This is a genomic window from Arthrobacter sp. WCS2018Hpa-7 (genome assembly GCF_031843805.1).
In the GTDB taxonomy this organism is placed as follows: domain Bacteria; phylum Actinomycetota; class Actinomycetes; order Actinomycetales; family Micrococcaceae; genus Arthrobacter.
In genome coordinates, this window is record NZ_JAVTJB010000015.1 from 1 (window position 1) to 25,401 (window position 25,401).

The window sequence follows — 25,401 nt, forward strand, 5'->3', positions numbered from 1 at the left end:
CCGAGGCGAGCTTGGCGACTTCCTCGAAGGGGAGGTCGGCCCACTGGCCGGTGAAGAGGGTGTACGGGCGGGGCATGTCAGGCTCCTTCAGTAGCGGTGCTGGAAAGTTGGATCAGTGAGCTTTTGGCGGCCGCGGATTCTTCCACGGCGGCGAGGATGTGCTGGACGTTCAGGCCTTCTTCGAACGACGGCGACGGCGCCTCACCGGCCGCGATGGCGGTGAGGAAGTCGCGGATCTGGTGCGTGAAGGTGTGTTCCCACCCGATGATGTGGCCCTGCGGCCACCACGCTTCGAGGTAGGGGTGCTCGGGTTCATTGACCAGGATCCGGCGGAAACCTTGCTCACGAACGGGTGCCGTGACGTCCAGGAAGCCGAGTTCGTTGAGGGCTTCAAGGTCAAAGAGAATGGTGCCCTTATCGCCGTAGATTTCGAGCTTGAGGGAGTTCTTCTGGCCCGTCGCTACACGCGAAACCTCAACTGAGGCGATTGCTCCGGAGGCGAGGGTCAGCGTGGCCCAAGCGGCGTCGTCGACCGTGACATCCTCGGGACCATTATCGCCGGGGCGGCGGTCCACGAAGGTGTGCAGGCGGCCGGAGACCTCGGTGACGGAGTCACCCAAGAGGAAGAGGACCTGGTCGATGGCATGCGATGCGATGTCGCCCAGCGCGCCGGAACCGGCGGTTTCCTTGCGGAGGCGCCAGGTCATGGGGGACTCGGCGTCGGAGAGCCAGTCCTGAAGGTAGGCGGCTCGGACGTGCCGGATGGTGCCGAGGCGTCCTTCGGCGATGAGTTCCCGGGCCAGAGCCAGGGCAGGGACCCTGCGGTAGTTGAAGCCGATCATGGACTGGACGCCGTGGGCCCGTGCGGAGGCGGCCGCGGCCACCATCAGTTCGGCCTCGCCCAGGGTGTTGGCCAGCGGCTTTTCCACGAGCACGTGCTTACCGGCGGCCAATGCCGCGATGGCGATTTCGGCGTGCATCCAGCCGGGGGCGCAGATATCGATGATGTGGATGTCGTCCCGTTCAATCACGGAACGCCAATCCGTGGCGGACTCGGCCCAGCCATACTTGGCTGCGGCCTCCGCTACCTGGGTGGCGTCCCGGCCGACGAGCACTTTCTGCTCGAAGGCCGGGACGTCGAAGAAACTGGCCACGTTCCGCCACGCATTCGAGTGGGCCTTCCCCATGAAGGCGTAACCGATCGCGGCAACCCCCAACGGGGACTTATCCCCGCGCGAGGCCGGCGAGGATGCCGGAAGGTTGGCCGATGAAGGCGTCTGGTCAGGGTGGGCGGGGGTGGTCATGTTCTTCTTCCTCGCTGCTTCTTAGAGTGTGGCTGTTTCGGGTGCCCAGTCCTCAGGGAGGGCAGCCGAGACGGGTGCGTTGCTGGTGACGTCCACGAACGCGCCCGATTCCACGGATTCGGCGATCGAGACCATGCTGTCCAGCACGTGGTAGGCGAGATCGCCGGTGGCGCGGTGGGCGGTGCCGGCACGCAAAGCCCGGGCCATGTCCAGCACGCCCAGGCCACGGCCGTTGGCCGGCCCGGTGGCAGGGATGATCTCCGGTTCTTCCGCGCCCGGACGCCAAAGCTTCAGGTCGCCGTCGAAGTTGTTCGGGTCCGGCAAGGACAGGGTCGCTTCGGAGCCGGTGATTTCCACGAAGCCCATCCGCAGGCGAGGGGACTCGAAGGAAAACACGCTGTGGCTGGACTGGCCGCCCTCGAACTGCGCCATCGCGGAAACGTGCGTGGGTACCTCGACGGCGAATTCCTCGCCGGCCTTGGGACCGGAACCAATAATGCGGGTCGCCTTCGCCGAGGAGCCGACGGCGGCCACCTTGCGGACCGATCCGAAGGTCTGGATCAGGGCGGTCAGGTAGTAGGGGCCCATGTCGAACAGGGGACCGGCGCCGTGCTGGAACAGGAACGCCGGGTTCGGGTGCCACGACTCAGGACCCGGGGTCTGGAACGTGGTCATGCCGGTCAGCGGCGTGCCGATGTCGCCACGTTCGATGATGCGCCGCGCCGTCTGCAGGCCGGCGCCCAGGAACGTGTCCGGGGCGGTGCCGAGGCGGATGCCGGCGGCGTCAGCTGCCTTGAGCAGGCCCAGGCCGGATTCGCGGTCCAGTGAGAAGGGCTTCTCGGTCCAGACGTGCTTCCCGGCGTTGACTGCCGCCGTGGCCACCTCGACGTGCGCTGCCGGGATGGTCAGGTTAACGATGATTTCGACGTCGGGATGGTTCAGTGCCAGCTCGGGCGTACCGAACTCGGCGATTCCGTACTCCTTGGCCCGTGCTTCGGCGGCCTCGACAAAGAGGTCCGCAATGACCAGGACTTTCAGGTCGGGGAAGACCGTGAGGTTGTCCAGGTACTGCTTGCTGATGTTGCCCGCGCCGATGACGGCTACGCCGACGGGGCCTTTGCGGGTGGAGGGTGCGAAGGTCATGCCTTGGCTCCTTCTGCTGCCTCTGCGCTGGCCGCAGCGGTCAGGTAGGCCAGGCTTTCGGTGATGCCCTGGAAGATGTCGCCGGAGTAGTCGTCGAATTCCACCACGCCAACTTCCAGGGACTTGGCTGCGGCGATGACGTCCAGCACCGGGATGGTGCCCTGGCCAGCGGGCTGCTGGGCCTTGGTGTCGGTGTTGCCCGGGCCGTCCTTGATGTGGATGAGTTTCACGCGGTCGCCGAGGCGTGCCAACAGTTCCACGGGATCCTGCCCACCAACGGCAACCCAGTAGGTGTCGACTTCGAGGACGAGTTCGGGATCCAGCAGTCCTTCGAAGTACTCCAGTGCGGTCGTGCCCTCGATGGTGGACTCCAGCTCCCATGCGTGGTTGTGGTAACCCACGCGGATGCCGTACTCGGCGCCCTTCTTGGCTGCAGCGTTGAGTTTGGCGGCCGTGGCCTGGATGGTCTCGGCATCCTGCCAGTGCTCCGCGGGGAGGTAGGGATCAATGACCGTGGTGATGCCCAGTTCCTTGGCGGCGGCAAAGATCTCGTCCTGGTCCTGGCTCAACAGCGGGGCGTGACCAGAGGCAGCAGTGAGGCCGTTTTCCTTCAACGCCGCGCCGAGTTCCTTGGCCGTGGCCACGAAGTTGTATGGCTCAACCTGCGTGAAACCGATCTCGGCAACCTTCTTGATGGTTCCAGGCAGGTCCTCCTGGATGGCGTTGCGGAGGGTATACAGCTGGAGTGAGTAAGACATTGGGTTCCTTTTCGGGAGTTGGATTTTCCGTGAATTCAGGGACGTGCGGCCAGTCTAGCTAGCGGCCTGCGAGGGATCCGCCGATTCCGCCGACACTGAAGTATTTGTTCAGGGCTGCGAAGACGATGATGGGCGGGAGCATCATGATCACGGCCAGGGCCATGACTCCGGACCAGTCGGTGTTGTTCTGCTGGAAGAAGGACTGGACGCCCATGGGGAGGGTGAAGATCTCGTTGGAGCGCAGGAACACGATCGCTACCAGGTAGTCGTTCCAGGCCAGGAGGAAAGCGAAGATCGCGGTGGAGAGGACGCCGGGCAGCGAGTTGCGGAGGACAACTTTGGTGAAGGAGCCGAACACTGAACATCCATCAATCCAGGACGCTTCTTCGAGGCTGATGGGGATGGAGTCGAAGTACGCGGCCATCATCCAGGTAGCCACGGTCATGGTGGAGCCGACGTAGATGATGGTCAGGCCCATGAGGTTGTCCACCAGTCCCATGGCGGCGAAGAGGATGAACAGCGGGACCACCGAGGTGATGATCGGCAGGGACTGCATGACGAAGAGCAGCAGGGAATAGCCGGAGACAGCTTTGGAGCGGCCGCGGGAGAGCACGTAGCCGGCAGGCGCGGCGACGGCGACGGAGACCAGGACGGTGGACAGGGTGGTGACGAGGCTGTTCTGCAGCCAAACGCCGGCGAGGGTCTTGGAGAAGACGCCGGTGATGTTCTCGAAGGTCAGGCCTGTGGCAGTGCTGTTCGGTGCTGGAGTCAGGGCCAGGATGACGGTGACCATGATGGGGACCAGGACGATCGCGGTGATGACCAGGATCAGGACGAACCGCCACCAGCGTCCGCGCATGCCGGCTTCAGACAGTGTGCGGCGGGCTTTGCCGGTGGAGGCGACGCCGAGTGCGGGCCCGGATTCGGGGTGGGCGTGAAGTACTGCGCTCATTATTCGACGCTCGACTTTCGGATCTGGCGGTACAGGATGACCGAGACGACTACCAGGGTGATGGTCATGAGGAAGGCGATGGCGACGCCGGGACCGGTGGCGAAGTCCTGGAAGACCGTGCGGTAGGCCAGGACAACCAAGGAGGTGGTGGCGTCAACGGGTCCGCCGCCGGTGAGCAGGTAGATGGTGGGGAAGTCGTTGACGCAGAAGATCGTCATGAGGATCCACGAGATGTACGTGGAGCGGGCGATCAGCGGCAGGGTGATTTGGGTGAATTGCTGGTATCGGCTGGCGCCGTCCATGTTGGCAGCTTCGTAAACGGTGTTGTCCACGGAGGCCAGTGCTGCGGAGGTCATCATCATCATGAAGGGGAAGGAGACCCAGACTTTGAAGATCATGACGGTCACGGCTGCCAGGGTGGGGTCTGCCAGGAACAGTGGTGTGCCGAGTCCGAGGTTGCTGAAGATCGACGGGATGAGGCTGTCCGGGGTTGCTACCAGCCAGTTCCATGCCGTGGAAGAGACCACGATGGGGACCACCCAGGGCAGGAGCAGCAGGACCTTGAAGGTTCCCCCTGCCGGGATTTTGGTGCGGAGGAGCAGGGCCAGTCCGAGGCCGACCGCCCAGGAGCCAAACACGCCGACGATGGTGAACAGCAAGGTGAACTGGGCGGCCTTCCAGAAGGCGGGTGAGGCCAGGACCTGCTGGAAGTTCTCGATTCCGACGAAGTCACCGGTTTGGATCAGGTTCCCGTCGTGGGTGGCTTGGATTCCGGCTTGGAAGAGCGGGTAGCCGTGGATCAGGACCAGCAGGATGACCGAAGGGAGCAGAAGCCAGAAGAACGTCCTGGATGTTTGCGCCGACAGTTTGCTTTTGCGGTTGCCCGACCCGCCCCCGGGCCCACCGGGGGCCAACCCCTTGCGGGCCCGGGCCAGGCCGGACGGTGCTGTAGTGGAGGACATGGTGCGGGCCGCCTACTTCTTCAGGACTGACTTGAGGCCGGATTCGAAGGCCTGCAGTGCGGACTTGGCATCGGTCTTGCCTGTCAGCACGGTCTGCGTGAACTGGTTCAAGGCCTGGCCGCCGTCGAGGGCAGCGAGATCGGCGCTGAGAGCTGTTCCCTGGGCCGCGAAGGTTTTAGCGATCGGCACGTATTCCTTGACGATTTTGACGTTGTTCGGATCAGCCGTGAATTCGGGCATTTCAGTGATGGACTTGAACACCGGCAGGGCATTCATGAGCTTCTGCTGCCACAGTTCCTTGAGCTTGCCCAGGTAGTAGACCACGAACTCTTCGGACGCTTCCTGCGACGGGGTGTTGGAGTACATCATGATGTTGTTCGGGAAGATCAGTGATGCCTTGTCGCCGTGTGGACCGGCGATGGGGCTGGCCACCACGATGTCGCCGGAGGTGTCACCTACACGCTCGGGAACACCCAGGGTCAACATGCCGTACGCGGCCTTGCCGTCTTTCCACTGGGCGTTCAGGTTGTCCGTGGTGTAGCTGACAGCTGCGGGATCAACCACGCCGTTGGAGACCAGCTCCAGCATGAACTCGATAGCCTCCACGTTGCGGTCGTTCATGACATCCAGCTGGCCGCCGTCCTTGCTGAAGACGCCGCCACCGTTGTTCAACATCATCATGATCATCAGGTGGTTTCCGATGTTGTTGCCGGCACCGGAGCCCGTAGCGAAGCCGACAGCGCCGATACCCTTCATCTTCTTGCCGGCCTCAAGCAGCGAAGCCCAGTCCGTGGGGACATCCACTCCGGCCTTCTCGAACAGGGACTTGCGGTACCAGAGGGGCCGGATATCCAGCTGCCACGGAACCGCGACGTAGCCCTTGTCGGTCTTGAACGGTTCAACCACGCCGGGCAGGAAGTCATCGAACTGTCCGTTGGACTTCAGCTTCTCAATAACCTTGTCCGCGTAGGCGATCTGGCCCTGCTGCTCGAACTGGAAGGCCTGGAAACCACCACCGGTGGATACTGCCGGACCGGTCTTGGACGCGATGGCCGAAGAGAAGGTCTGGTAGAAGTTGTTCCACTGGATGATCTGGTAGCTGGCCTTGCTGTTGGTTCCGGAGAAGCCTTCAGCGATCTTCTTGGCGGCGTCGTTGTAAGCCGGTGTTGCCCACGGCATGTCCCAGAACTTGATGGTCCCGCCGGCGCCGCCGCCACCGCCCTGGGTTGCGGAGCCGCCGCCACAAGCGGCCAGCAGCGGTACTGAAGCAGCTGCTGCCGTCAGCCCGAGGAAACCTCGGCGGGAGAAGGAACGGGACGTTGCGGACTGAACATTCATGATGATTCCTTTCGGGACCGGTAACGCTGAGAAGCGTTTTTCTGGGCCGGTCCAGCTCAACTTTGAGTAGGGCAACTTACTGAATGGCTGGTGGTGCGTTTTCTAGCGGTGGGTCTGGGTGAGGGCTGTGATGGAGTCCGACAACACCGCGAAGCTGTGCAGGTCGGAGGGGATGGTGCCGGCGTCGAGGTGTTCCTTGAGCCGGCGCCACGTGGCGCGGTGGGCAGATTCGTAGATGGTGGGGAGGAGCAGCTCGCCTTGCGGGCCCGTGACCCTGACGGTCGCCGGCCAGGCAGCAAGGGGTTCCGGCAGCGTGACGCTGACGCCGCCGTCGTCGGTCAATACAGCGACGTGCACGCCGGCCGGACGGGCGCTGGTCACGATGCCTTGAAGGGCAACCGGCGCGCCGTTGGCGAGGACCGCCGTCGCCGTGTACCCACGCGGTCCGCGGGCCAGGACCCGGAGGTTCCCCAGCGGTCCAGCGACGCGTACGACGACGGCAAGATGGTCCGCGAGCAGCTCGCCGGAGTCGGCTCCCACCGGAGCGGTGGCGACGGTGTCGAGCAGAGCGGACCGGCCGGCCATGGATCGGACTGCGTCCTCGGCGCCCTCAATGGCGGGGTTTGACGCCCAGCGCTGGTCGAGGACTACTGCAGTGCCGCTTTGCTGGGCGGCTGCTTGAAGTGAGTCGGTGTTTTCTGCGGCGGGGTTGACCACCACGATGCCACGGGCTCCGGCGGTGACGGCCTTCGCCGCTTCCACGGTCCAGCCGGGCTGTCCGGCGATGACCTGGACGTGTGGCGGGTTTTCGCCAGTGGCCGGACCGAAGGATTCGGGCAGGGAAGCGACGGCCAATGCGACGGCGCCGGCTTCCTGCGCCGCCGGGGTGGCCTGGACGGTGTAGTGCTGGGCTTCCACGGGGACGCTCATGCGTGGGCTCCTTCGGCAACTGCCTGCTGTGCTGCGTGCTGGCTCTCGACGTTGGCCACCGTGGCGTCGGCGATGTCCAGGGCGAAGGTGAGATCGTCAATCAGGGTTTGCGCCGCAGGCGGCTGCTTGGTGCCAGTGGCGAGGGCCGCGAGTTCACGCCACTCGCCTTCATAGCCGTTGTGCTCGAAGGGGCCGTGGACTGTTGAACGGCTACCGCGGGTGAAAGTTGCCACGGCGGAGCCGGCCTGGACATATGACGGGGTGAAATCGATGCGGAGGGCGGCGTCATCGGAAAACGCCTCGAAGCTCCACTCCGGCTTCCACGTGTTGTTCATGGCAGCGCGGAGCTCGATGGTCCGGGTGGGGGTGCGGAGTGAGATGACATAGCCGAACGGGCGCACGTGGCGTGCCTCGAGCACCTCCACGTCCTTGAAGTCCGGAGTGAACCTGCGGATCAAAGGGAGGTCGTGGATGGCCAAGCCCATGACGCCGCCGCGAAGTGCGCCCTTGATGACCTCGAGGTCCGTGTAGTCCGGAGCGCCGCCGGCCGGACGGGTGATGATTTCCGTGGCGAAGTCTTCAAAACGTGCGTTGGGTGGAAGGACGATCGAGGAGCGGATGGTGTGGGCCGTCTCCGGAAGGTCATCCCAGTTCTCCTGGGCGGCAAGCCAGCCCGGATCAAAGGTGTGCATGGCGCCCACGATGATGGGCACCCCGGTTTCCGCGCTGACCGCCGAGATCTGCGCTGCTTCTTCGGCGTTCATGGCGAATGGCTTTTCGCAGAGGACGGCCTTCTTTCCGGCGCGGCAGGCGGCGATGACCTGCGCTGCGTGGAATTGGTGCGGGCTGCAGATGGCAACAATGTCAACGGCCGGATCGCCCAGGAGGGCATCGATGCTGGTGCTGTGCGCAGCGCCAACCCGTTTGGCAACGGACTCGGCCACGCTGGGGTCGACGTCCATGATGTGACGGACGGTGAGGATGTCGCCCAGACGGGCGAGGGACGGCAAATGGATGGCCTGGGTCACCGGGCCGGCGCCGAGGATGCCGACTCCCAAGGCAGGTGCGGCGTCTATGTGGCTGGACAAGTTCAGTTACCTCTTCGTAAGCGGACTGGTGTGCTACTCATCACAACCTAGGGGGACTTTTGCCGAGCGTCAAGCAAAAGTTGAAATATTGCCGACAAACTTCTGTTGCATGACACGCATAAGCAATCGTGCTTCACTAAAGGCATGACAACCGCCACCGGAAACGACGCCGGAAATACCTCCGTCCTGGAGGCTGGCAACCTTTCGCGAGCCGGCGACCTCTTCCAACTCCTCCGCGACGGCCAAGCCCGCACCCGCGCCGAGCTTGCCCTGACCACGGGGCTTGCCCGTTCCACCGTCGCTTCCCGCATCGACGCACTCATCAGTTCAGGACTGGTGGGCCCCGCCGGTGAGGCTTCCTCCAGTGGCGGCAGGCCGCCGTCGCGCTTTGCTTTCAACCCCGCCGCGAGGGTGGTCCTGGCAGTCGACGTCGGAGCTACCCACGTGATTGTTGCCGTCACCGACCTCGGCGGCACCATCCTGTCGGAGCGACGTTTAGGGCAAGAGGTTGCCGACGGGCCGGAAGTTGTCCTGGGCCGCGTGGTAGCTGCGGGCCGTGAACTCCTGGCTGAAGCCGGACGGAAACCCGGCGACCTCGCCGGCATAGGAATCGGGTTGCCCGGGCCCGTGGAGCACGACACCGGGCGGCCGGTGAAACCGCCCATCATGCCGGGTTGGGACGGATTCGACGTCGTCGCGTACGTGCAGCGCTCGCTGCCCGTTCCCGTCCTGGTGGACAACGACGTCAACATCATGGCCTTGGGCGAACGAACCGCGTACTGGCCGGACCACCACAACTTCCTGTTCATCAAAGTTGCCACTGGCATCGGCGCGGGCATTATCAGCAGCGGTGAGTTGCAGCGGGGCGCCAACGGCACCGCCGGCGACCTCGGCCACGTCCGTGTACCGCGCGGCGACGACGTCCTCTGCCGTTGTGGCAACCACGGGTGCCTTGAAGCGCTCGCCTCGGGCCCCGCCGTCGCGCGTCAACTGCAAACGCAGGGGCTGGACGCGTCCACCGGCGGTGATGTCCTCCGGCTCGTTGCTGAAGGAAACCTGCAAGCGATCCAGGCGCTGCGGCAGGCGGGCCGCGACGTCGGCGACGTGTTGGCCACCGTGGTCAACCTGCTCAATCCGTCCATGATCGTCATCGGCGGCAGCGTGGGGGAGGCCGGCGAACACCTCGTGGCCGGCATCCGGGAAGTGGTCTACCGTCGGTCCTTGCCGCTGGCCACCACCCACTTGCGCATCGGCATCGCCATGGCCGGTGACCGCGCAGCCATCCTGGGCGCCAGCCAGATGGTCACCCAGCACGTCCTGTCGCCGGCAGTGATTGAGGCCACGCTCCAAGCGACGGGCTAGGCCTTGTTCGGTGCCGGTTGCCGGGTTGCGGCGTGATAGCAATGAAAGTGATGAGTACTTTCTTCGCTTCCCCGTGCGTCCGATGAACCGAATCCTCGCCAGAGTTCCCCGCGGCTGGCTGATCCTGGCGTGCATCGGCCTCATTGCCCTGAACATGCGCGGCCCGTTTGTGGCTGTGGCTCCTGTGGTGGACTCGCTGCAGCAGGACCTCGGATTCTCGCCTGTTGAGCTAGGACTGCTGACTGGCATTCCGGTGCTCTGCTTCTCCCTGGCTTCACCCTTGGCTTCGCTGGCGGGACGTCGGCTCGGGGCCGAGTTCGCCGTGATGCTGACTTTGCTCGGTGTCCTGGCAGGGGTGATCATCCGCTCCAGCGGTGGCGGTGCCTCGGTGATGGTGGGCACTGTGGTCATTGGTGTGGCCATCACTATCGGCAACATCGCAGTGCCGCTCATTATCCGGCGTGACTTCGCACCCAGACGCCAGGCAACCGCGATGGGTGTTTACACCGCCGCGCTCAACGTTGGCTCGTTCCTTACCTCCGTGGCGACTGCGCCCCTCGCTGAGCTGGTGGGGTGGCGGCTTTCCCTCGCGGCGAGCGCTTTGCTGGCGTTGGTCGCGATCCTGTTCTGGGTTCCTACTGTTGGTCCTCGGCGGGCGTTTGTTCCCCTTGCGGTTCCTGCCCCGCCTGCTTCCTCGGCGGGTCGCGTTGCGGGTGTGCGCTGGCTGACTGTGGGCCTCACACTTGGCTTCGCCGGCCAGGCGTTCTCCTACTACGGGGTTACCGCCTGGCTTCCGAGCTTCCTCTCCGACGAACTGGCCATGGGCACCGCCGAAGCCGGGGCAGGATCATCCCTGTTCCAGATCTTCGCGATTGTGGGCGGCCTGGGCGTGCCGCTCCTGGCCCGCTTCGCCAGTACGACGACGGTTGCGGTCACCTTGAGCGCGCTGTGGCTGACCGTACCAGTGGGCTTGTTGCTGGCGCCGTCCTGGTGGTGGATGTGGTCTTCGCTGGGCGGTGTGGCCCAGGGCGGCGGCATCACGGTGATCTTCATAGCCATCATCAAGTTCGCCCAGTCGCAGGCCGCCGCCGGCAGGATGTCCGCCGTGGTGCAGGGGGTGGGCTACTGCTTCGCTGCATTGGCACCCACTGCCATCGGGTTCGTGCACAGTATTACCGACGGCTGGACGGTGCCCCTGTTCGTGATCCTCGGCTCGGTGCTGACGTTCTGTGTGTGCACCACGTTGTCGGTGCGCTGGGTGGCCCGGCAACGGTAAGTTTGCCCGCGGGCGTGGTGAGCTGGGCCCCGCAGGGTGAGCGCCGCCGTCGTGCGCTGCCCGATTCGATGGGTAGCTGCGGATTAGACGGTAGGAGTCATCTAACGTGCAGTAAGCCATCGAAATGGGGTGGAGTGGGCATGGGTAAGCCCCGCTGCTGGGCTGCCTCCCCGACGGTCGGGGTCACTTGTTGCGAAGAGTGCAGGCAGCCCAGCGTCGGGGCTTGGTGTGTCGCTGGCCAGCAAAAGCTAGGCGGCGACGAGTTCCTCCTCCGTGGCCTCTTCACGGGCCTCGGTGAGGAAACGGGCGTACGCGGGGATGGTCAGGAAGGTGGGGAATTCTTCGGCCAGGGTGACTTCTTCGAAGATGGCGCGGGCGTCAGCGAAGCGGTCTCCGTCGAAGCGTTCCAAGCGGGCGAACTCCTCGTCCAGCATGTCCTCCACCCATTCACGGGTGATGATGTCGCCGTTCTCGATGATGGCGTGGGCGTGGATCCACTGCCAGAGCTGGGACCGGGAGATCTCGGCGGTGGCGGCGTCTTCCATGAGGTTGTGGATGGCCACGGCCCCGTTGCCGCGCAGCCAGGACTCGATGTAGCGGATCCCCACCTCGATGTTCAGGCGGACCCCGCCCTCGGTGATGGTTCCCTCGGTGCTGGCGATATCGATCAGCGCCCGGTCATCGGGGGTGACATCCTCGCGGGAGCGGTCCAACTGGTTGGGGCGGTTTCCGAGAACTGAGTCGAACACTTCCCGGCATACCGGCACCAGATCCGGGTGGGCCACCCACGAACCATCGAAACCGTCATTGGCTTCGCGGGTCTTGTCGGCACGGACCTTCTCGAACGAGGCGGTGTTGGCAGCCTCATCCTTGCGGTTGGGAACAGCGGCGGCCATCCCACCGATCGCCATGGCCCCGCGACGGTGGCAGGCCCGGACCAGTTGCTCGGTGTAGGCGCGCATGAACGGCTGGGTCATGGTCACCTGGCCGCGGTCCGGGAGCACAAAACGCGGTCCGCGGGTACGGAAGTTCTTGATCAGCGAGAAGATGTAGTCCCACCGGCCGGCGTTCAAACCGCTCGCATGGTCGCGGAGTTCGTACAGGATCTCTTCCATCTCGAAGGCGGCGGTGATGGTCTCGATCAGTACCGTGGCGCGGATAGTGCCCTGCGGGATGCCGAGCAGATCCTGGGCCAGGACGAAGATGTCGTTCCACAACCGGGCTTCGAGGTGGTTTTCGATCTTGGGAAGATAGAAGTACGGGCCCTTGCCCTGAGCCAGCAGGCGGCGGGCGTTGTGGAAGAAGAACAGGCCGAAGTCCACAATGCCACCGGCGATCGGCTTGCCGTCGATCAGCAGGTGTTTCTCCGGCAGGTGCCAGCCACGGGGGCGAACCACAATGGTGGGCAGGTCCTCGGCAGCCTTGAGCTTGTACTCCTTGCCCTCAGGGGACGTGAAGTCGATGCGCCGCTCCAAAGCGTCGGTCAGGTTCAGCTGCCCCTGGATCACGTTGCGCCACGTCGGCGTGGACGAGTCCTCCATGTCAGCGAGCCACACCTTGGCACCCGAGTTCATGGCGTTGATGGTCATCTTCTTATCCACCGGACCCGTGATCTCCACGCGGCGGTCCTCCAAACCCGGAGCCGGGGGAGCCACACGCCAGGTCGGATCATTCCGGATGCCCTCCGTTTGCGGCAGGAACCGCGGATCCTGGCCACCTGAAATCTGGTTGCGGCGGGCGTGCCGTGCCTGCATCAGCTCCTGACGGCGATCCGCCGTCGCCCTGTGCAACTTGCCAATGAACTCAAGGGCGTCCGGCGTCAAAACCTCGTTCTGCCGGCACATGGGCTGCGCGGTGATGGTGATGCCATTGATAGTGAAGTTGTCAGTGAAGCTGTTCATTTCAATCTCTCCTATGAGAAGCAAATGTTCGACGGCGGTGCTTACGTGAGGTGCCCACGAGGCCGGAGGTGCGGTGATGCGGCAGCCTGCGTAAAAGGGGCCCTGCGTCCCGGTCCGTCCTCGCTCAGCGAGGTCGAAACCGGGACGTGGGGAATAGCAGGCAGAGCATTACCGCTCCGCAGGGCGGAGGCGACAATCGCCGTCGTGCCTTCCGGTGAGCGAAGCGAACAGCTCACCTTTGGGCGTTTGATTAGTGGAACTGGCCTTCTTCGGTGGATCCCACCAGGGCCAAAGTGGATGCGTTCGGGTTGAGCGCGGTGGCGATGTCGTCGAAGTAGCCGGTGCCGACTTCGCGCTGGTGCTTGGTGGCGGTGTAGCCGCGGGACTCGGAGGCGAATTCCTTTTCCTGGAGCTCGACGTAGGCGCTCATGCCTTCACGGGCGTAACCGTGGGCGAGATCGAACATCGAGTAGTTCAGTGCGTGGAAGCCGGCCAGGGTGATGAACTGGAACGTGAAGCCCATAGCGCCGAGTTCGCGCTGGAACTTCGCGATGGTGGTGTCGTCCAGGTGCTTGCGCCAGTTGAAGGACGGGGAGCAGTTGTAGGAGAGCATCTGGTCCGGGAAATCGGCCTTGACCGATTCGGCGAACTTGCGGGCCAGTTCCAAGTCCGGGGTGCCGGTCTCCATCCAGATGAGGTCGGAGTACGGTGCGTAGGCCTTGGCGCGGGCGATGCAGGGTTCGATGCCGTTGCGGACCTTGTAGAAGCCCTCGGCAGTGCGCTCGCCGGTGGTGAATTCCTGGTCGCGCTCGTCAACGTCGGAGGTGATCAGGGTTGCTGCTTCGGCGTCGGTGCGGGCGATGACCACTGTCGGGGTGTCGGCGACGTCGGCTGCCAAGCGGGCTGCGTTCAGGGTCCGGATGTGCTGCTGGGTGGGGATCAGGACCTTGCCGCCCAAGTGTCCGCACTTCTTTTCGGAAGCGAGCTGGTCTTCCCAGTGAACGCCCGAGGCGCCTGCGGTGATCATGGATTTCATGAGTTCGTAGGCGTTCAGCGGGCCACCGAAGCCGGCTTCGGCGTCGGCCACGATCGGGACCAGCCAGTCCTCGACGGTCTTGACGCCCTCGGCATATTCGATCTGGTCTGCGCGGAGCAGGGCGTTGTTGATGCGGCGGACAACCTGGGGGACCGAGTTGGCAGGGTACAGGGACTGGTCCGGGTAGGTCTGGCCCGAGAGGTTGGCGTCTGCGGCCACCTGCCAGCCGGAAAGGTAGATGGCGCGGAGGCCGGCCTTGACCTGCTGCACTGCCTGGTTGCCGGTCAGAGCGCCCAAAGCGTTGGTGTAGCCGCCGGTGGGAGCTTCCTCAGTGAGTTGCTTCCAAAGTTTCTCCGAACCGCGGCGGGCCAGGGTGTGCTCTTCGGAGACGCGACCACGGAGGCGGACGACGTCGGTGGCCGAGTAATCACGGGTGACGCCTTCCCACCGCGGGTTGGCGGACCATTCAAGTTCCAGCGCTGCGGCCTGCTGCTCTGCGGACGGCTCTGCGGGTTCAAATGAAGCGGTCATCTTGATCTCCTATGTGGTGCCCGGGCCGGCCTCCGCTGCGCCTTTGCTGCATCGGCCGGCTTGTCCGGGGTCTGTATTTCTTTTTCGTAAGTCCTACTTTTCTGCACTTCCAAGAGGGTTACTAGAGGAAAACTATGGAAAGAAACGCACTTCTTCGCGTATTCTCAAGAAATGTCGCCTGTGAGCTGGAATCGTGAAGTCGCATCGCCGTCGTTGTCGCCCGCGTCCCCTGAACTGGACGTCATCAGCCTTGGCCGCCGCGTGCGCCACCTGCGCAAGCAGGCCGGACTGACGCTGGACGACTTGAGTGCCGCCGTCGGGACCGCGCCAAGCCAGCTGAGCCTGATTGAAAACGGCAAGCGGGAGCCCAAACTGGGGTTGCTGCAGCAGCTGGCCGCCTCGCTGAATGTGAGCATCGACCAACTGTTGGGGGCCGAGCCGCCGAGCCGCAGGGCGGCGCTGGAAATCGAGTTGGAACGGTACCAGCGCGGGCCGCTCTACGAGTCCCTGAGCCTGCCGAAAATCCGCATCAGTTCGCGGCTTCCGCTGGATGTGCTGGAGTCGCAGGTGGGGCTGCTTCAGGAGCTTGAACGCAAACTTAATGAGCAGGTCGCGACGCCGGAAGAAGCCCGCCGCGCGAACGGTGAGTTGCGTGCCATGATGCGCGAGCGAGGTAACTATTTCCCCGAGTATGAGGCCGAGGCGCAGAAGGTCCTCAAAGGGGTTGGCTACACCGCCGGGCCGCTGAGCCAGCACGTCATTGCGGACATCGCCGAGAACCTCGGTTTCTCCTTGCATCACGTGGGCGATTTGCCGCACTCCACACGGTCCGTGACGGACCTGAAGAACCGCAGAATTTATCTCACACAGAACCAACGCCAGGATCACGATCCCCGGTCGGTCCTCCTCCAAGCGCTGGGCCACTACGTCCTGGGACACGAAACTCCGCGCAACTACGGGGATTTTCTGGCGCAGAGGGTGGCCACCAACTACTTTGCGGCCGCTTTATTGCTTCCGGAGCAGGCAACGGTGGAGTTCCTGCAAAAGGCCAAGGCCGCCAAGGAAATCGCAGTGGAGGACATTCGGGATGCTTTCGCCGTGTCCTACGAAACCGCGGCGCATCGGTTCACCAACCTGGCCACCAAGCACCTGGGCATCACCACGCATTTCCAGAAGACCCACCAGTCCGGCATCATCTACAAGGCGTACGAGAACGACGGCGTCACTTTCCCGCAGGACCACACGGGGGCCATTGAAGGGCAGCCGTCGTGCAAGGCGTGGACCTCGCGCGCGGTCTTCGACGTACCGGACAAGTTCAGCGCGTACAGCCAGTACACGGACACGCCGTCCGGCACGTACTGGTGCACCGCGCGTACTGAGCGCTCCGCTGCCGGGGAATTCTCGTTGAGCATTGGAGTGCCGTACCAGCATGTGAAGTGGTTCCGCGGCCGCGAGACCACGGCCCGGGCAACCTCCAACTGCCCGGATCCCAACTGCTGCAAGCGTCCGCCGGCCTCGCTGGCGAACGAGTGGGCCGGAAACGCCTGGCCCTCTGCCCGGGCACACTCGCACCTGCTGGCCGCCATGCCTCCCGGCGCGTTCCCCGGCGTGGACGAGACCGAGGTCTACAGCTTCCTGGCGGCTCACTCCGACCGCTGACCCCACGCTCTCTCACGTCCCTCGTGCTTGAGCCCTGCGCTCTCTCACATTCCGGCAACAATAGGCGTTCCCTCTCTCACTTCACGTGAGTTCCCAGGTCAAAAGGGGCACCATGTGAGGACAACACCAAGCAGGGGGATGCGCCATGAATTCAGTCCGGAAGGTGGCCGCGGCCATCGCGGCAGCCGCCATGGTGAGCGGTTCCGCGACTCTCAGCGCCTGCGCGCCCCAACCGGCCGACGTCGGGCTCTTAACCGCCGACGGCGTGACCCGGGCTTCGGTCCAAACGGGGGACTACCCGGCGCAGCTCGAAGCCTTCAACGCGTCCGCGCGCAAGCTCGGTGCCACCTTGCTGGCGGATGGCGGCGACTCCTCCAACGGAAACGTCGTGTCGTCACCGGCAAGCCTGTTGATCGCGTTGAGCATGCTCCGCGCAGGCGCCTCGGGTGCTACGGCCGCGGAGATGGACTCAGCTCTGGGGTTGCCCGCCGAGGGGCGCGACGAAGCGATGAACGCGCTGCTCGCCTCCCTGGAAAAGTTCGACGGCGACCCCGGCTCAGTCGACGAAGAGAACCCGCCGCGCAAACCGGTGATGCATGCTGCCAACGGGCTGTTCCTTGATAAAGGCGTCCCCACCGGCGATGGCTATCTCGCCACGCTCGCCGAACACTTCGGCACGGGGGTGTACCCGGTGTCGTTCCGGGACGAGGCCGTCACCAAACCGGCCATCGATCGCTGGGTCAGCAGGAACACCGGGGCCCGGATTAAGGAAGCACCAGCACAATACGATCCAGAGAACACCTTCAGCCTGCTGAACACGCTCTATTTCGCAGCGGCCTGGCAAGAACCCTTCGATGCGAGCGACACCTGGGATGCGCCGTTCACCAAGGCTGGCGGGGAGGTCATCGAGGTGCCGGCCATGAGCGCCCTACTGGGGATGGCCTATGCAGAGGGCCCCGGGTGGAAGGCCGTGGACCTGCCGTACGCCGAGGGCTTCATGATGCGGCTCATACTGCCCGACGGCGGTGCGCAGGGTTCGTCTGGTTCGGCTGCGGTTTCTGCGGAGGTGCTTGGTGAGGTGGCGGCCAGGTTGAGCAGCGCCCCTGTGGATATGGTCTTCCTTCAGCTACCCAAGTGGGACCACAAGACAACGTTCGACCTGCGGAAGGTCTTTGAAACACTCGGACTCAACCAGATGCTGGCCACGGACAAGGACTTCAACGCCATCCAGCCGGACATGAAACTGACTCAGGCTGCGCAGGCCGCCAACATTACGGTGGCAGAGAAGGGCACCATCGCGTCGGCCGTCACCCAACTTAACGCCGTGGGTTCAGCCGCAGCGCCTGAACCCCAACGCGAGCTGATCCTCGACCGCCCGTTCCACTACGAGATCGTGCACGTGGAGACCGGCATGCCGCTGTTCACTGGCTGGGTGGCTGACCCGCGTTAGCGGACCAACCTCTGCACGAGCACCGCCGCGGCTTCCACAACCTCGTCGGCCTCGCGCTTGGTGGCGCTGAGGGCTACTTCCTGCCCGGACACGGTGACGATGTCCGTGATGACAGCAACCGTGAGGCGGCCCAAGGTGTCGTCGCTGGCGCCGAGGAGCACTGAGTTCTGGCGCACCCACTCGCGTCCGCGCTCGCGTCGCAGGACCTCGAAGCCCGGGGGAGTGTCGCCTTCAATGAACACCCGCTCAAGGTCGCGGTGTTTCCAGGTGTAGTCGAAGTAGCTGCGGCTGCCTACGTTGAACAGGGCCAGGGGATCGTTCTCGCCGCCTCTGCGGGCTTTGGCCACGGCCGCGGCCACCAAGCGCTCGTGTTCGTTTTGATAGTCGTCCCATAGTGCAAGGAAGAGCTCGGTCTTGCCCCCGAAGTGGTGATAGAGGCTGCCGACGCTGGATCCCGCGCGGGCCACGATGTCCGAGATGCTCGCATCGGTGAAGCCATGTTCCACGAATACATCGCCGGCTGCGTCCAGAAGATTGCGCTGGGTGGCTGCTGTGCGAGTCCATTGCCAGGAGCCGGCATTGCTTGAAACTTCGGAGGTCTTGCGGACCATGCTTGGGCTCCTCTCGCAGGCAGGACGTAGATCGGAGTGTCGGAACGCCTATTTTTGGAATCCTACCCTTGAAAGAATCCACATAGCCAGGAACAAGCCTTGACTGGCCATGGAAACACAGGAAATAATTCTGGAAGTCTGTTCTAGAAATATGTATTGCGGCATGTATCCGAATGCTGCGATTTTTGACGTCGGACGCCTCGAAACCCGGGTGCCGTTTTCACCGTCGGGCTGCAACTGGTTGAATCGCTATATAGCGCCAACTGGTCGCAGCCAAACAAGCCAGAGAGGAACGCGGCCTGATGTCCGTTTCAAGCAAGTCGTCCGGGATCACGTCGAACAGGTGGTTCAAACCCGTCGCCGTCACCGCAGGAGCTTTGGTGGTGGCACTGATCCTGGTGCTCGTTGCGCAATGGCTCCGGACTCTCCAGCCCGTGCAGCAGTTCCTCACTGACTACCCCGGACACTCGGCCGTTCCAGAAGGTACGCCCACCGGATTCCCGGCATGGCTTGGCTGGCAGCACTTCCTGAACATGTTCTTCATCGTCCTGATCATCCGGTCCGGCTGGCAGGTGCGGACCACCACCCGCCCGGCGGCCAACTGGACGCGGAACAACAAGGGCTTCATCAAGACCAAGAACCCGCCTACCAAGATCAGCCTGGACCTCTGGTTCCACCTGACGCTGGACGCGCTGTGGGTCCTGAACGGCATCATCTTCATCGTGTTGCTCTTCGCAACCGGGCAGTGGCTGAGGATCGTGCCGACCAGTTGGGACGTCTTCCCGAACGCTGTTTCCGCCGGCCTGCAGTATGCGTCACTGAACTGGCCCGTTGAGAACGGTTGGAACAACTACAACAGCCTGCAGCTCCTGACCTACTTCATCACGGTCTTCATCGCCGCCCCGCTGGCCATCATCACCGGCCTTCGCATGTCCGGGGCATGGCCAAAGAAGGCCGCGATCAACAAGTTCTACCCCATTGAACTCGCCCGCAAGATCCACTTCCCTGTGATGATCTACTTCGTCGCGTTCGTGATCGTCCACGTGACCCTGGTGCTGGCCACTGGTGCGCTGAGGAACCTCAACCACATGTACGCCTCAAACGACGACAACAACAGCTGGTGGGGCTTTGGGATCTTCGCAGCTTCCATTGTCTTCACAGCGGCCGCCTGGTTCCTCGCCCGGCCCCTGTTCCTGCGCCCGATCGCCTCACTCATGGGCAAGGTCTCGCGCTAAACCGCAGGCACGCTAAAACAGCCGCCACGGAACACTCCGGGGCGGCTGTTTTGTCTGTATCGAGAGAGCTAGGACAGAGCCCCACCCTGCCACAGGGCATCAAACGGGGCGCCTGAGGACATCCGGTTCTTGATGCCGGCCGTGACGAAAGCCTTCGCCGTCCGGGCAGCTTCCAGCGGTGTGGCACCTTTGGCGAGCTCGGCAGTCACGGCAGCGGCCAACGAGCAACCGGCGCCGGACACCGCTACTTCGCCAACCTTCGGTGCGCGCAGGACTTCCAGCGTCTCGCCGTCATAGTAAACGTCGACGGCGTCAGGGCCTTCCAGCCGCACCCCGCCCTTGGCGAGGACTGCTGCGCCGCTGATCTCGTGGATGCGGATGGCGGCAGCTTGGAGCGACTCTTCGTCGGTAATGGTGAGCCCGGACAACGACTCGGCCTCGAAGTGGTTTGGAGTGACGAATGTAGCCAGAGGAAGGATCTGAGCCTTCAGGGCTTGGTCGGTGTCCAGGGCGTGGCCGGGCTCCTGGCCCTTGCAGATCAGGACAGGGTCCAGCACCACGTGCTTGAAGGATCCGTCGGCCAGTGCCTTCTCCACGGTGCTGATGGTTGCCGGGCTTCCGAGCATGCCGATCTTTACGGTGTCCAACACCGACGGTGCGCCGGAAGCGGCACCATAGGCCGCCGTCGTGGCTTCCAGTTGGTCTGCAATGACTTGCTGGTCCACCGGTACAAAGCGGTGGTTCCAGTTGTCCTTCGGATTGAAGGAGACGATGCAGGTGAGGTTCGCGATGCCGAACACTCCGAGTTCCTGGAAGGTCTTGAGATCGGCCTGCGCGCCGGCGCCACCGGTCGCTTCGGAGCCGGCAATGGTCAGGGCAATGGCAGGGGCAACGGCTGAAGTCATGGTTTCCATTTTGCCAGTTGCGCGCCCACACAACGATTTCGGCCTCTGCCAGCTACCCGTGCAGCGCCCGGTAAGCGGCCTGTGCCGCCGGATGCAACGGCACACCGGCGGTGTTAATCAGTGTTTCGGGGCTGAGGAACTGCACGCCCGTGCTGGACTTCGGCACCAGATCCTGAGCTTGTTCCACCAAGATTTCCACAGTCCGGCGGACAACATGATCGGCCAGATCCCGGCGGCACAGGAGCAGGTTGGCCACCCCCACGGTCCACACGGCGGATGCGTTTCCGTAACTGTTGGCGGGGATGAGGACGCGGTCGTAGAAGAACTCCGAGTCAGCCCGGGTCGCCGGAATGAGCTCAGAGAGGTCCAGGAGCCGCATGCCAAGGTCGCGCGCCGCAGCAGCGATGGGCGCGGTGGGAACACCGCCGGACTGGATCATGACGTCAATGGATCCGTCTCCCAGCGACGCCATCGCGTGATTCAACCCGAGGTTGACCTGTTTCAGCGCCCGCTCCGGTCCAACCGTTTCCGGCGACAGGCCCGCGGCAGCAATGATGCGCCCGGCAGTGAGGGTGGTTCCCGAGCCCACCTCACCCACGCCCGCAGTCTTTCCGGCGAGGTCCGCAAACGTCCGGATGCTGCTGTCCTCCCGCACGATGCAGTGGACGTAGTTTTTGGTACACCTTTCCGAGCGCCACCAACTGACCGCCGTCTTTGACCGTTGCTGAGGCTTGAGCGGGGGCTGCAGCCTGCGCAGCAGCGTCGGCCAGCGCGACGGCGAACGTCGCCTCCCCGGATAGGACCTGCTGGATGTTCTCCAAACTTCCGCCGGTGGTCACGGCGACGGCCCGTTCGGCGACCCCTTCCCGCTGCAACAAATCCGCCAGCAGTGTGGCGAACTCCAGGTAGAAGCCGCCCGATTCGCCGCCGGCAACGGTCAGTTCCTGAGGCTGATCACCTGGGGTGCAGCCTGCTGTCGATGTCATCAGGGCACCGCCCAGGCTGAGCGTGAGAACTGTTTTGATGGCATTCCGCCGGGACATCTTCGGAGAGTCAGGCATGCGAACCGTCCCGCGGCCGTGCGAACTCGAGACGGGCCGTCAACCCGTGTGGCTGGCGGGTCTCCAGGACCAGCCGGGCCCCGTTCGCCTCCGCCAGCCGTTCCACGATTGTCATACCCAGGCCATTGCCGGGGATCTTGCTATGCTGCGGCGCCCGCCAGAATCTGGTGGTTGACGCGGCGAGCTGATCGGGCGGGAGGCCGGGGCCGTCGTCGGAAATCTCGACGGCGGTGCCTCCTGGCGTCTGCCGGGTCGCCACGGTGATGCGGGCGCCCGGCGCGTACTTGATGGCGTTGGCGAGGAGTTCGCCCACCATGTGCGCGAGTTCGTCGGGGTCGCAGACGATCTGGCTTTCTGACGCAGGGCTCTCCAAGGTGAGCTCTGATCCGGCGCGGTGAGCGGCCGGCGTCGCCCGTTCAACCTCGCCTTGCAGAATTGGGTAGGGGTCGATGACGGCCAACCGTTGGTGTTCCGGAGCTCGTTCAGCCCGGGCAGACCCCTCAAAGGCGCGGTGTTCCGCCGTCGCGAGCTTCAGCACGCCGTCGAGCATTTCCTCCACCCGCTCAAGTTCCGCCACCACGCCGGCCGCCGCTTCCTTCTCCGGCTCGGAGCGCAAGGCGAGCTGCAGCAAGTCGATCCTCAGCCGCAGCGCCCCCACGGGGTTGCGCAGCTGGTGCGACGTGTCGGCGATGAGCCGGCGTTGCGACTCCATGCTCTCGGTCACCGTATCCGCCATGGCCGTGAAGGATCGGCTCAGTTCGCGGAGTTCAGGCGGGCCAGCTTCGGGCAGCTGGCTGGTTTTGCCCGTGGCTTCGAGCTCGTGGACTGCCTTGCTGAGCCGCTGGACCGGGCGCAAAACCCACCCCGTGATGCGCGATGCCCCCACGAGCAGCAGCACGCCCAGCGCCACCGCGGCAAGTACGACGACGAGCCATCGCTCCCGGAGCTTCTGCCGGGCAGCGTCGAGGTCCACTTCAAGGACTACCTCGCCGAGGACCTGGCTTGCTGTGCCGAAGGACCGGGAAATGAAGTCGTTGCCGGTCCCGAAGGCGCGGATGGGGTTCAGCGTGGTGTCGCTGAGGTTGAGGCTTGCCCGGTTGAGGGCGTCGCTGACTTCGGGCTGGTCCTCGCTGAGGCCGCCGGCTTGGAGGGTTCTCTGTTGCAGCCGGATCAGGATCCCTTCACCATAAAGCTCGGAATAGCGGTCCATCTCCCGCTGGAGTTGGGTTGTGTTGTTGTCCTCCGCGGCGTCGCTGGCCAGTTGTGCGAAGCGGTTGAGGGCTGCCACGCGATTGATCTGCAGTTCCTGCGTGAGCTCCCTGCCGGCCGAGGTCAGGATCACGCTGGACACCGTCACCACAATGATCACCACCAGCAGGCTCAGGATGCCGAGGACACGGACTTTCACGGTTGCTCTACCCGGTATCCGACGCCCCGGACGTTGATGATGAACCCGGGAAGCTGGAGCTTGGACCTGAGTCCTGTTAGGTGCACGTCCAAGGATCTGGAATGCGCCACGAACGCATCGCCCCAGAGAGCGTCCAGGATCTGCTCCCTGGTCACCACAGAGCCCGCGTTCCTGACCAGGAGGCTTAGAAGATCGAACTCCGTTGCTGTCAGGGCCAGTGGCCGTTCGCCGATGGCGGCCACCCGGCGGTCGAGGTCTACCTCGAGTTCACCAAGGACAATGTTGTGTGGAACTTCCTGGCCCGAGCGGTTGGTTCTCCGAGTGACAGCTTCGATTCTGGCGAGCAATTCCACGAGCTTCACGGGCTTGACCAGATAGTCGTCAGCTCCGGACCGGAGGCCCAGCACCACGCTGCGTTCGTCGTCGCGTGCCGTGAGGATAAGGATGGGAATCTGGGTGACCTGGCGGAGTTTCCGCAGGACGTCCAAGCCATCCATGTCAGGGAGCCCAAGATCCAGCAGGATTACCTCGTGCTGCCTGTGCGCCAGCAACGCATCCTCGCCGCGGGATACCCGGGTGTGTTTGTGCCCGGCCGAAGCGACGGCAGCGCTCAAGGCCGACGCCATGGCGTCGTCATCCTCGACGATGAGCACGTGCACTGTCCGGATCCTTTGGCTTGCTGGGCTGATTCGCTACTAGAGCTTAACGTTGTGGGGCCCGTTCTGCGCCCTTCGGAGTAGCCAAAGTGCGCAGAACGGGCCCAACAAGGCAGCCAGGTTAGGCGTTGACGCGATCCTTCGTGCCGTCGTCGTCCTTCACAGCGCCCTTGGCCAAGAAGGCGTTGCCCTGTTCCGCGTCCAAGTGCGTGGGCTTCTTGTTCTTCAGCGCGAAGATGTACACCAGCAGCGAGATGAAGATCGCCGCTGTGACGTAGGTGAAGAACATATCCACCTGGCCCGACTTCTGCAGCGCCGCACCGATCAGCGGAACCGTGCCGCCGAACAGCGAGTTGGCAATCGCGTAACCGAGTCCCACACCGAGCGCACGGATCGATGCCGGGAACAGTTCAGCCTTCACCAGCGCGTTGATGGAGGTGTAGCCGCCAACCATGAGCAAGCCGCCCAGCATCAGCAGGAACGCCATGAACGGATCCTTGGTACCAGCCAGTGTGGACAGCAGCGGCCAAGTGAATAGGACACCGGTGACGCCGAACCAGATCAGCAACGGCTTGCGGCCGATCTTGTCGGAAATCAGACCGTACACGGGCTGCAAGAGCATGAAGATGAACAGTGCCCAGAAGTTGATGACCGAGGTATCGGTTTTGGCGATGCCCGACGTATCGTTCATGAACTTCAGGATGAAGTTTGTGTAGGTGTAGAACGCAACAGTGCCGCCGAGGGTGATGCCGATGCAGATCAGCAGCGGCTTCCAGTGCTTGGTCAGCAGCAGCTTCATGGTTCCGGGCTGTGCCTCGCCCTCAACCTTGACGTGGGCTGCGCGGAGCTGATCGGACGACAGGGTCTCTTCCATGGAGCGGCGAAGCCAGAGAACAACCAGCGCAGCCACGCCACCAATAGCGAACGGAATGCGCCAGCCCCAAGCCGTCAGGTCTTCCTTGCTCATGGTGTTCTGCAGGATCACCAGCACCAGGAGTGCAAGCATCTGGCCGCCCACCAGCGTCACGTACTGGAAGCTGGAGAAGAAGCCGCGGCGCTTGGCGGTCGCTGCCTCGGACATGTAAGTGGCGCTCGTGCCGTATTCACCGCCGACCGAGAAGCCCTGCACGACGCGGATGAACACCAGCAGGATCAGGGCCCAGAGCCCGATCACGTCCTGCGTCGGCAGGATCGCAATGGCAAACGAACCGGCCGACATCAGCGTCACACTCAGTGTCAACGCAGCCTTGCGGCCCTTGCGGTCGGCATAGCGGCCGAAGAACCAGCTGCCGATGGGACGCATGAGGAACGACGTCGAGAAGACCGCCATCGCCTCGAGGCCGGCCTGAAGATCGTCCGAAGAGTTGAAGAAGTGCGACTGAAAATAGGCAGCGAAAACCGTATAAACGTAGAGGTCGAACCACTCCACGAGGTTTCCTGCGGAGCCTTTGAGGATGTTGCTCACGGCTTTGCGTGTCTGGGCGGCTTCGCTCAGGGGCGCAGCTTGTTGGGTGCTCATCAATGAACCTTCCTGGACGGCAGCGTTTTGCCGCGGCCGTGTCTTGCATGAGTTCGTTCTGTCCATGAAGCGGGTGCTCATGGCGTCCTTGCGCATGGCTCTTCGTCGACTAAGAAAGGTCCTCCAAGGTGAAGAGGACATGTTCCAAACTATGGGTGATGCACGGCACAGCCCTAGCTCGCGGGGGATTTCCTAACACTTCCTTAGGTTTCGGCGTGCGTCAGGCGCGGCCCAGGATTCTTGAACGGCAAGGCTCGACGGCGGCGGCTCACTTCAGACGTTCTCTCACCTCCCGTTGTGTTTTGGCGGACCCTCT

Annotated in this window: 22 protein-coding genes; 5 read left to right on the plus strand and 17 right to left on the minus strand. The window is 63.8% G+C overall.

Annotated elements, in window-relative coordinates; genetic code table 11:
- Positions 1 to 77: 77 nt before the first annotated feature.
- The 8 genes from RQH14_RS15635 to RQH14_RS15670 form a co-directional block, all read right to left on the minus strand.
- Entirely contained in the window at positions 78 to 1,304 is a 1,227-nt protein-coding gene (locus RQH14_RS15635) for a Gfo/Idh/MocA family oxidoreductase (RefSeq protein ID WP_311214091.1), read from the minus strand.
- A 21-nt stretch (positions 1,305 to 1,325) separates the two neighbouring features.
- Positions 1,326 to 2,447 (minus strand): Gfo/Idh/MocA family oxidoreductase, encoded by a 1,122-nt coding sequence (locus tag RQH14_RS15640; protein ID WP_311214092.1) that lies wholly within the window; start codon positions 2,445 to 2,447, stop codon positions 1,326 to 1,328.
- Positions 2,444 to 3,205, minus strand: a complete 762-nt coding sequence (locus RQH14_RS15645) for a sugar phosphate isomerase/epimerase (RefSeq protein WP_311214093.1) — start codon at positions 3,203 to 3,205, stop codon at positions 2,444 to 2,446. The genes RQH14_RS15640 and RQH14_RS15645 overlap by 4 nt, the downstream gene beginning before the upstream one ends.
- Positions 3,206 to 3,263: 58 nt before the next feature.
- The gene (locus tag RQH14_RS15650) at positions 3,264 to 4,157 is read right to left on the minus strand and encodes a carbohydrate ABC transporter permease (RefSeq protein WP_311214094.1); all 894 of its coding nucleotides are present in this window, start codon (positions 4,155 to 4,157) and stop codon (positions 3,264 to 3,266) included.
- Entirely contained in the window at positions 4,157 to 5,119 is a 963-nt protein-coding gene (locus tag RQH14_RS15655; protein WP_311214095.1) for a sugar ABC transporter permease, read from the minus strand. The genes RQH14_RS15650 and RQH14_RS15655 overlap by 1 nt, the downstream gene beginning before the upstream one ends.
- 12 nt (positions 5,120 to 5,131) lie before the next feature.
- Positions 5,132 to 6,457: an extracellular solute-binding protein gene (locus tag RQH14_RS15660; protein ID WP_311214096.1), complete on the minus strand. Its 1,326-nt coding sequence runs from the start codon at positions 6,455 to 6,457 to the stop codon at positions 5,132 to 5,134.
- Positions 6,458 to 6,559: 102 nt separating this feature from the next.
- Positions 6,560 to 7,387: a hypothetical protein gene (locus RQH14_RS15665; RefSeq protein WP_311214097.1), complete on the minus strand. Its 828-nt coding sequence runs from the start codon at positions 7,385 to 7,387 to the stop codon at positions 6,560 to 6,562.
- A complete protein-coding gene (locus tag RQH14_RS15670) occupies positions 7,384 to 8,475 on the minus strand; it encodes a Gfo/Idh/MocA family oxidoreductase (RefSeq protein ID WP_311214098.1) in 1,092 nt (363 codons plus the stop codon). Before RQH14_RS15670 ends, RQH14_RS15665 begins: the two co-directional genes overlap by 4 nt.
- Before the next feature lie 144 nt (positions 8,476 to 8,619).
- On the opposite strand from RQH14_RS15670, the gene RQH14_RS15675 reads away from it, so the two are divergent.
- Positions 8,620 to 9,837, plus strand: coding sequence for an ROK family transcriptional regulator (locus RQH14_RS15675; protein WP_311214099.1), 1,218 nt, complete (start codon positions 8,620 to 8,622; stop codon positions 9,835 to 9,837).
- A gap of 82 nt (positions 9,838 to 9,919) precedes the next feature.
- Entirely contained in the window at positions 9,920 to 11,113 is a 1,194-nt protein-coding gene (locus RQH14_RS15680; protein WP_311214100.1) for an MFS transporter, read from the plus strand.
- Positions 11,114 to 11,361: 248 nt separating this feature from the next.
- Here the strand turns inward: RQH14_RS15680 and aceB are convergent, their stop codons facing one another.
- Both aceB and aceA read right to left on the minus strand, forming a co-directional pair.
- Positions 11,362 to 13,014: a malate synthase A gene (gene aceB, locus RQH14_RS15685; protein WP_311214101.1), complete on the minus strand. Its 1,653-nt coding sequence runs from the start codon at positions 13,012 to 13,014 to the stop codon at positions 11,362 to 11,364.
- A 250-nt stretch (positions 13,015 to 13,264) separates the two neighbouring features.
- Complete coding sequence (aceA, locus tag RQH14_RS15690; RefSeq protein ID WP_105692772.1) at positions 13,265 to 14,581, minus strand: isocitrate lyase; 1,317 nt, start codon at positions 14,579 to 14,581, stop codon at positions 13,265 to 13,267.
- A 171-nt stretch (positions 14,582 to 14,752) separates the two neighbouring features.
- Between aceA and RQH14_RS15695 the strand changes: the two genes are divergently transcribed.
- Both RQH14_RS15695 and RQH14_RS15700 read left to right on the plus strand, forming a co-directional pair.
- On the plus strand, positions 14,753 to 16,240 hold the full coding sequence (locus RQH14_RS15695) for a helix-turn-helix domain-containing protein (protein WP_311214102.1): 1,488 nt from the start codon (positions 14,753 to 14,755) through the stop codon (positions 16,238 to 16,240).
- A gap of 145 nt (positions 16,241 to 16,385) precedes the next feature.
- Positions 16,386 to 17,690 (plus strand): serpin family protein, encoded by a 1,305-nt coding sequence (locus RQH14_RS15700; protein ID WP_311214103.1) that lies wholly within the window; start codon positions 16,386 to 16,388, stop codon positions 17,688 to 17,690.
- Here RQH14_RS15700 and RQH14_RS15705 read toward each other — a convergent pair.
- Positions 17,687 to 18,301: a TetR/AcrR family transcriptional regulator gene (locus tag RQH14_RS15705; protein ID WP_311214104.1), complete on the minus strand. Its 615-nt coding sequence runs from the start codon at positions 18,299 to 18,301 to the stop codon at positions 17,687 to 17,689. The two genes, RQH14_RS15700 and RQH14_RS15705, sit on opposite strands and share 4 nt — an antisense overlap.
- A gap of 302 nt (positions 18,302 to 18,603) precedes the next feature.
- On the opposite strand from RQH14_RS15705, the gene RQH14_RS15710 reads away from it, so the two are divergent.
- On the plus strand, positions 18,604 to 19,536 hold the full coding sequence (locus tag RQH14_RS15710; protein ID WP_311214105.1) for a cytochrome b/b6 domain-containing protein: 933 nt from the start codon (positions 18,604 to 18,606) through the stop codon (positions 19,534 to 19,536).
- A gap of 68 nt (positions 19,537 to 19,604) precedes the next feature.
- Here the strand turns inward: RQH14_RS15710 and RQH14_RS15715 are convergent, their stop codons facing one another.
- The 6 genes from RQH14_RS15715 to RQH14_RS15740 all read right to left on the minus strand — a co-directional run bounded on the left by RQH14_RS15715 (position 19,605) and on the right by RQH14_RS15740 (position 25,085).
- A complete protein-coding gene (locus RQH14_RS15715) occupies positions 19,605 to 20,441 on the minus strand; it encodes a hydroxymethylpyrimidine/phosphomethylpyrimidine kinase (RefSeq protein WP_396136314.1) in 837 nt (278 codons plus the stop codon).
- A gap of 52 nt (positions 20,442 to 20,493) precedes the next feature.
- A complete protein-coding gene (locus RQH14_RS15720) occupies positions 20,494 to 21,096 on the minus strand; it encodes a TAXI family TRAP transporter solute-binding subunit (RefSeq protein WP_311214107.1) in 603 nt (200 codons plus the stop codon).
- The gene (locus RQH14_RS15725) at positions 21,032 to 21,502 is read right to left on the minus strand and encodes a TAXI family TRAP transporter solute-binding subunit (protein WP_311214108.1); all 471 of its coding nucleotides are present in this window, start codon (positions 21,500 to 21,502) and stop codon (positions 21,032 to 21,034) included. Before RQH14_RS15725 ends, RQH14_RS15720 begins: the two co-directional genes overlap by 65 nt.
- Complete coding sequence (locus RQH14_RS15730) at positions 21,495 to 22,910, minus strand: HAMP domain-containing sensor histidine kinase (protein WP_311214109.1); 1,416 nt, start codon at positions 22,908 to 22,910, stop codon at positions 21,495 to 21,497. The genes RQH14_RS15725 and RQH14_RS15730 overlap by 8 nt, the downstream gene beginning before the upstream one ends.
- Positions 22,907 to 23,569 carry a response regulator transcription factor gene (locus tag RQH14_RS15735; RefSeq protein ID WP_311214110.1) on the minus strand — a complete coding sequence of 221 codons (663 nt, stop codon included), beginning with the start codon at positions 23,567 to 23,569 and terminating at the stop codon, positions 22,907 to 22,909. The genes RQH14_RS15730 and RQH14_RS15735 overlap by 4 nt, the downstream gene beginning before the upstream one ends.
- Before the next feature lie 118 nt (positions 23,570 to 23,687).
- Positions 23,688 to 25,085 (minus strand): MFS transporter, encoded by a 1,398-nt coding sequence (locus RQH14_RS15740; RefSeq protein WP_311214111.1) that lies wholly within the window; start codon positions 25,083 to 25,085, stop codon positions 23,688 to 23,690.
- Between the last annotated feature and the right edge of the window lie 316 nt (positions 25,086 to 25,401).

Coding starts and splice junctions, on each gene's coding strand:
- RQH14_RS15635 (WP_311214091.1), bottom strand. CDS start 1,304: ATGACCACCCCCGCCCACCCTGACCAGACGCCTTCATCGGCCAACCTT.
- RQH14_RS15640 (WP_311214092.1), bottom strand. CDS start 2,447: ATGACCTTCGCACCCTCCACCCGCAAAGGCCCCGTCGGCGTAGCCGTC.
- RQH14_RS15645 (WP_311214093.1), bottom strand. CDS start 3,205: ATGTCTTACTCACTCCAGCTGTATACCCTCCGCAACGCCATCCAGGAG.
- RQH14_RS15650 (WP_311214094.1), bottom strand. CDS start 4,157: ATGAGCGCAGTACTTCACGCCCACCCCGAATCCGGGCCCGCACTCGGC.
- RQH14_RS15655 (WP_311214095.1), bottom strand. CDS start 5,119: ATGTCCTCCACTACAGCACCGTCCGGCCTGGCCCGGGCCCGCAAGGGG.
- RQH14_RS15660 (WP_311214096.1), bottom strand. CDS start 6,457: ATGAATGTTCAGTCCGCAACGTCCCGTTCCTTCTCCCGCCGAGGTTTC.
- RQH14_RS15665 (WP_311214097.1), bottom strand. CDS start 7,387: ATGAGCGTCCCCGTGGAAGCCCAGCACTACACCGTCCAGGCCACCCCG.
- RQH14_RS15675 (WP_311214099.1), top strand. CDS start 8,620: ATGACAACCGCCACCGGAAACGACGCCGGAAATACCTCCGTCCTGGAG.
- RQH14_RS15680 (WP_311214100.1), top strand. CDS start 9,920: ATGAACCGAATCCTCGCCAGAGTTCCCCGCGGCTGGCTGATCCTGGCG.
- aceB (WP_311214101.1), bottom strand. CDS start 13,014: ATGAACAGCTTCACTGACAACTTCACTATCAATGGCATCACCATCACC.
- aceA (WP_105692772.1), bottom strand. CDS start 14,581: ATGACCGCTTCATTTGAACCCGCAGAGCCGTCCGCAGAGCAGCAGGCC.
- RQH14_RS15695 (WP_311214102.1), top strand. CDS start 14,753: ATGTCGCCTGTGAGCTGGAATCGTGAAGTCGCATCGCCGTCGTTGTCG.
- RQH14_RS15700 (WP_311214103.1), top strand. CDS start 16,386: ATGAATTCAGTCCGGAAGGTGGCCGCGGCCATCGCGGCAGCCGCCATG.
- RQH14_RS15705 (WP_311214104.1), bottom strand. CDS start 18,301: ATGGTCCGCAAGACCTCCGAAGTTTCAAGCAATGCCGGCTCCTGGCAA.
- RQH14_RS15710 (WP_311214105.1), top strand. CDS start 18,604: ATGTCCGTTTCAAGCAAGTCGTCCGGGATCACGTCGAACAGGTGGTTC.
- RQH14_RS15715 (WP_396136314.1), bottom strand. CDS start 20,441: ATGACTTCAGCCGTTGCCCCTGCCATTGCCCTGACCATTGCCGGCTCC.
- RQH14_RS15725 (WP_311214108.1), bottom strand. CDS start 21,502: ATGCCTGACTCTCCGAAGATGTCCCGGCGGAATGCCATCAAAACAGTT.
- RQH14_RS15740 (WP_311214111.1), bottom strand. CDS start 25,085: ATGAGCACCCAACAAGCTGCGCCCCTGAGCGAAGCCGCCCAGACACGC.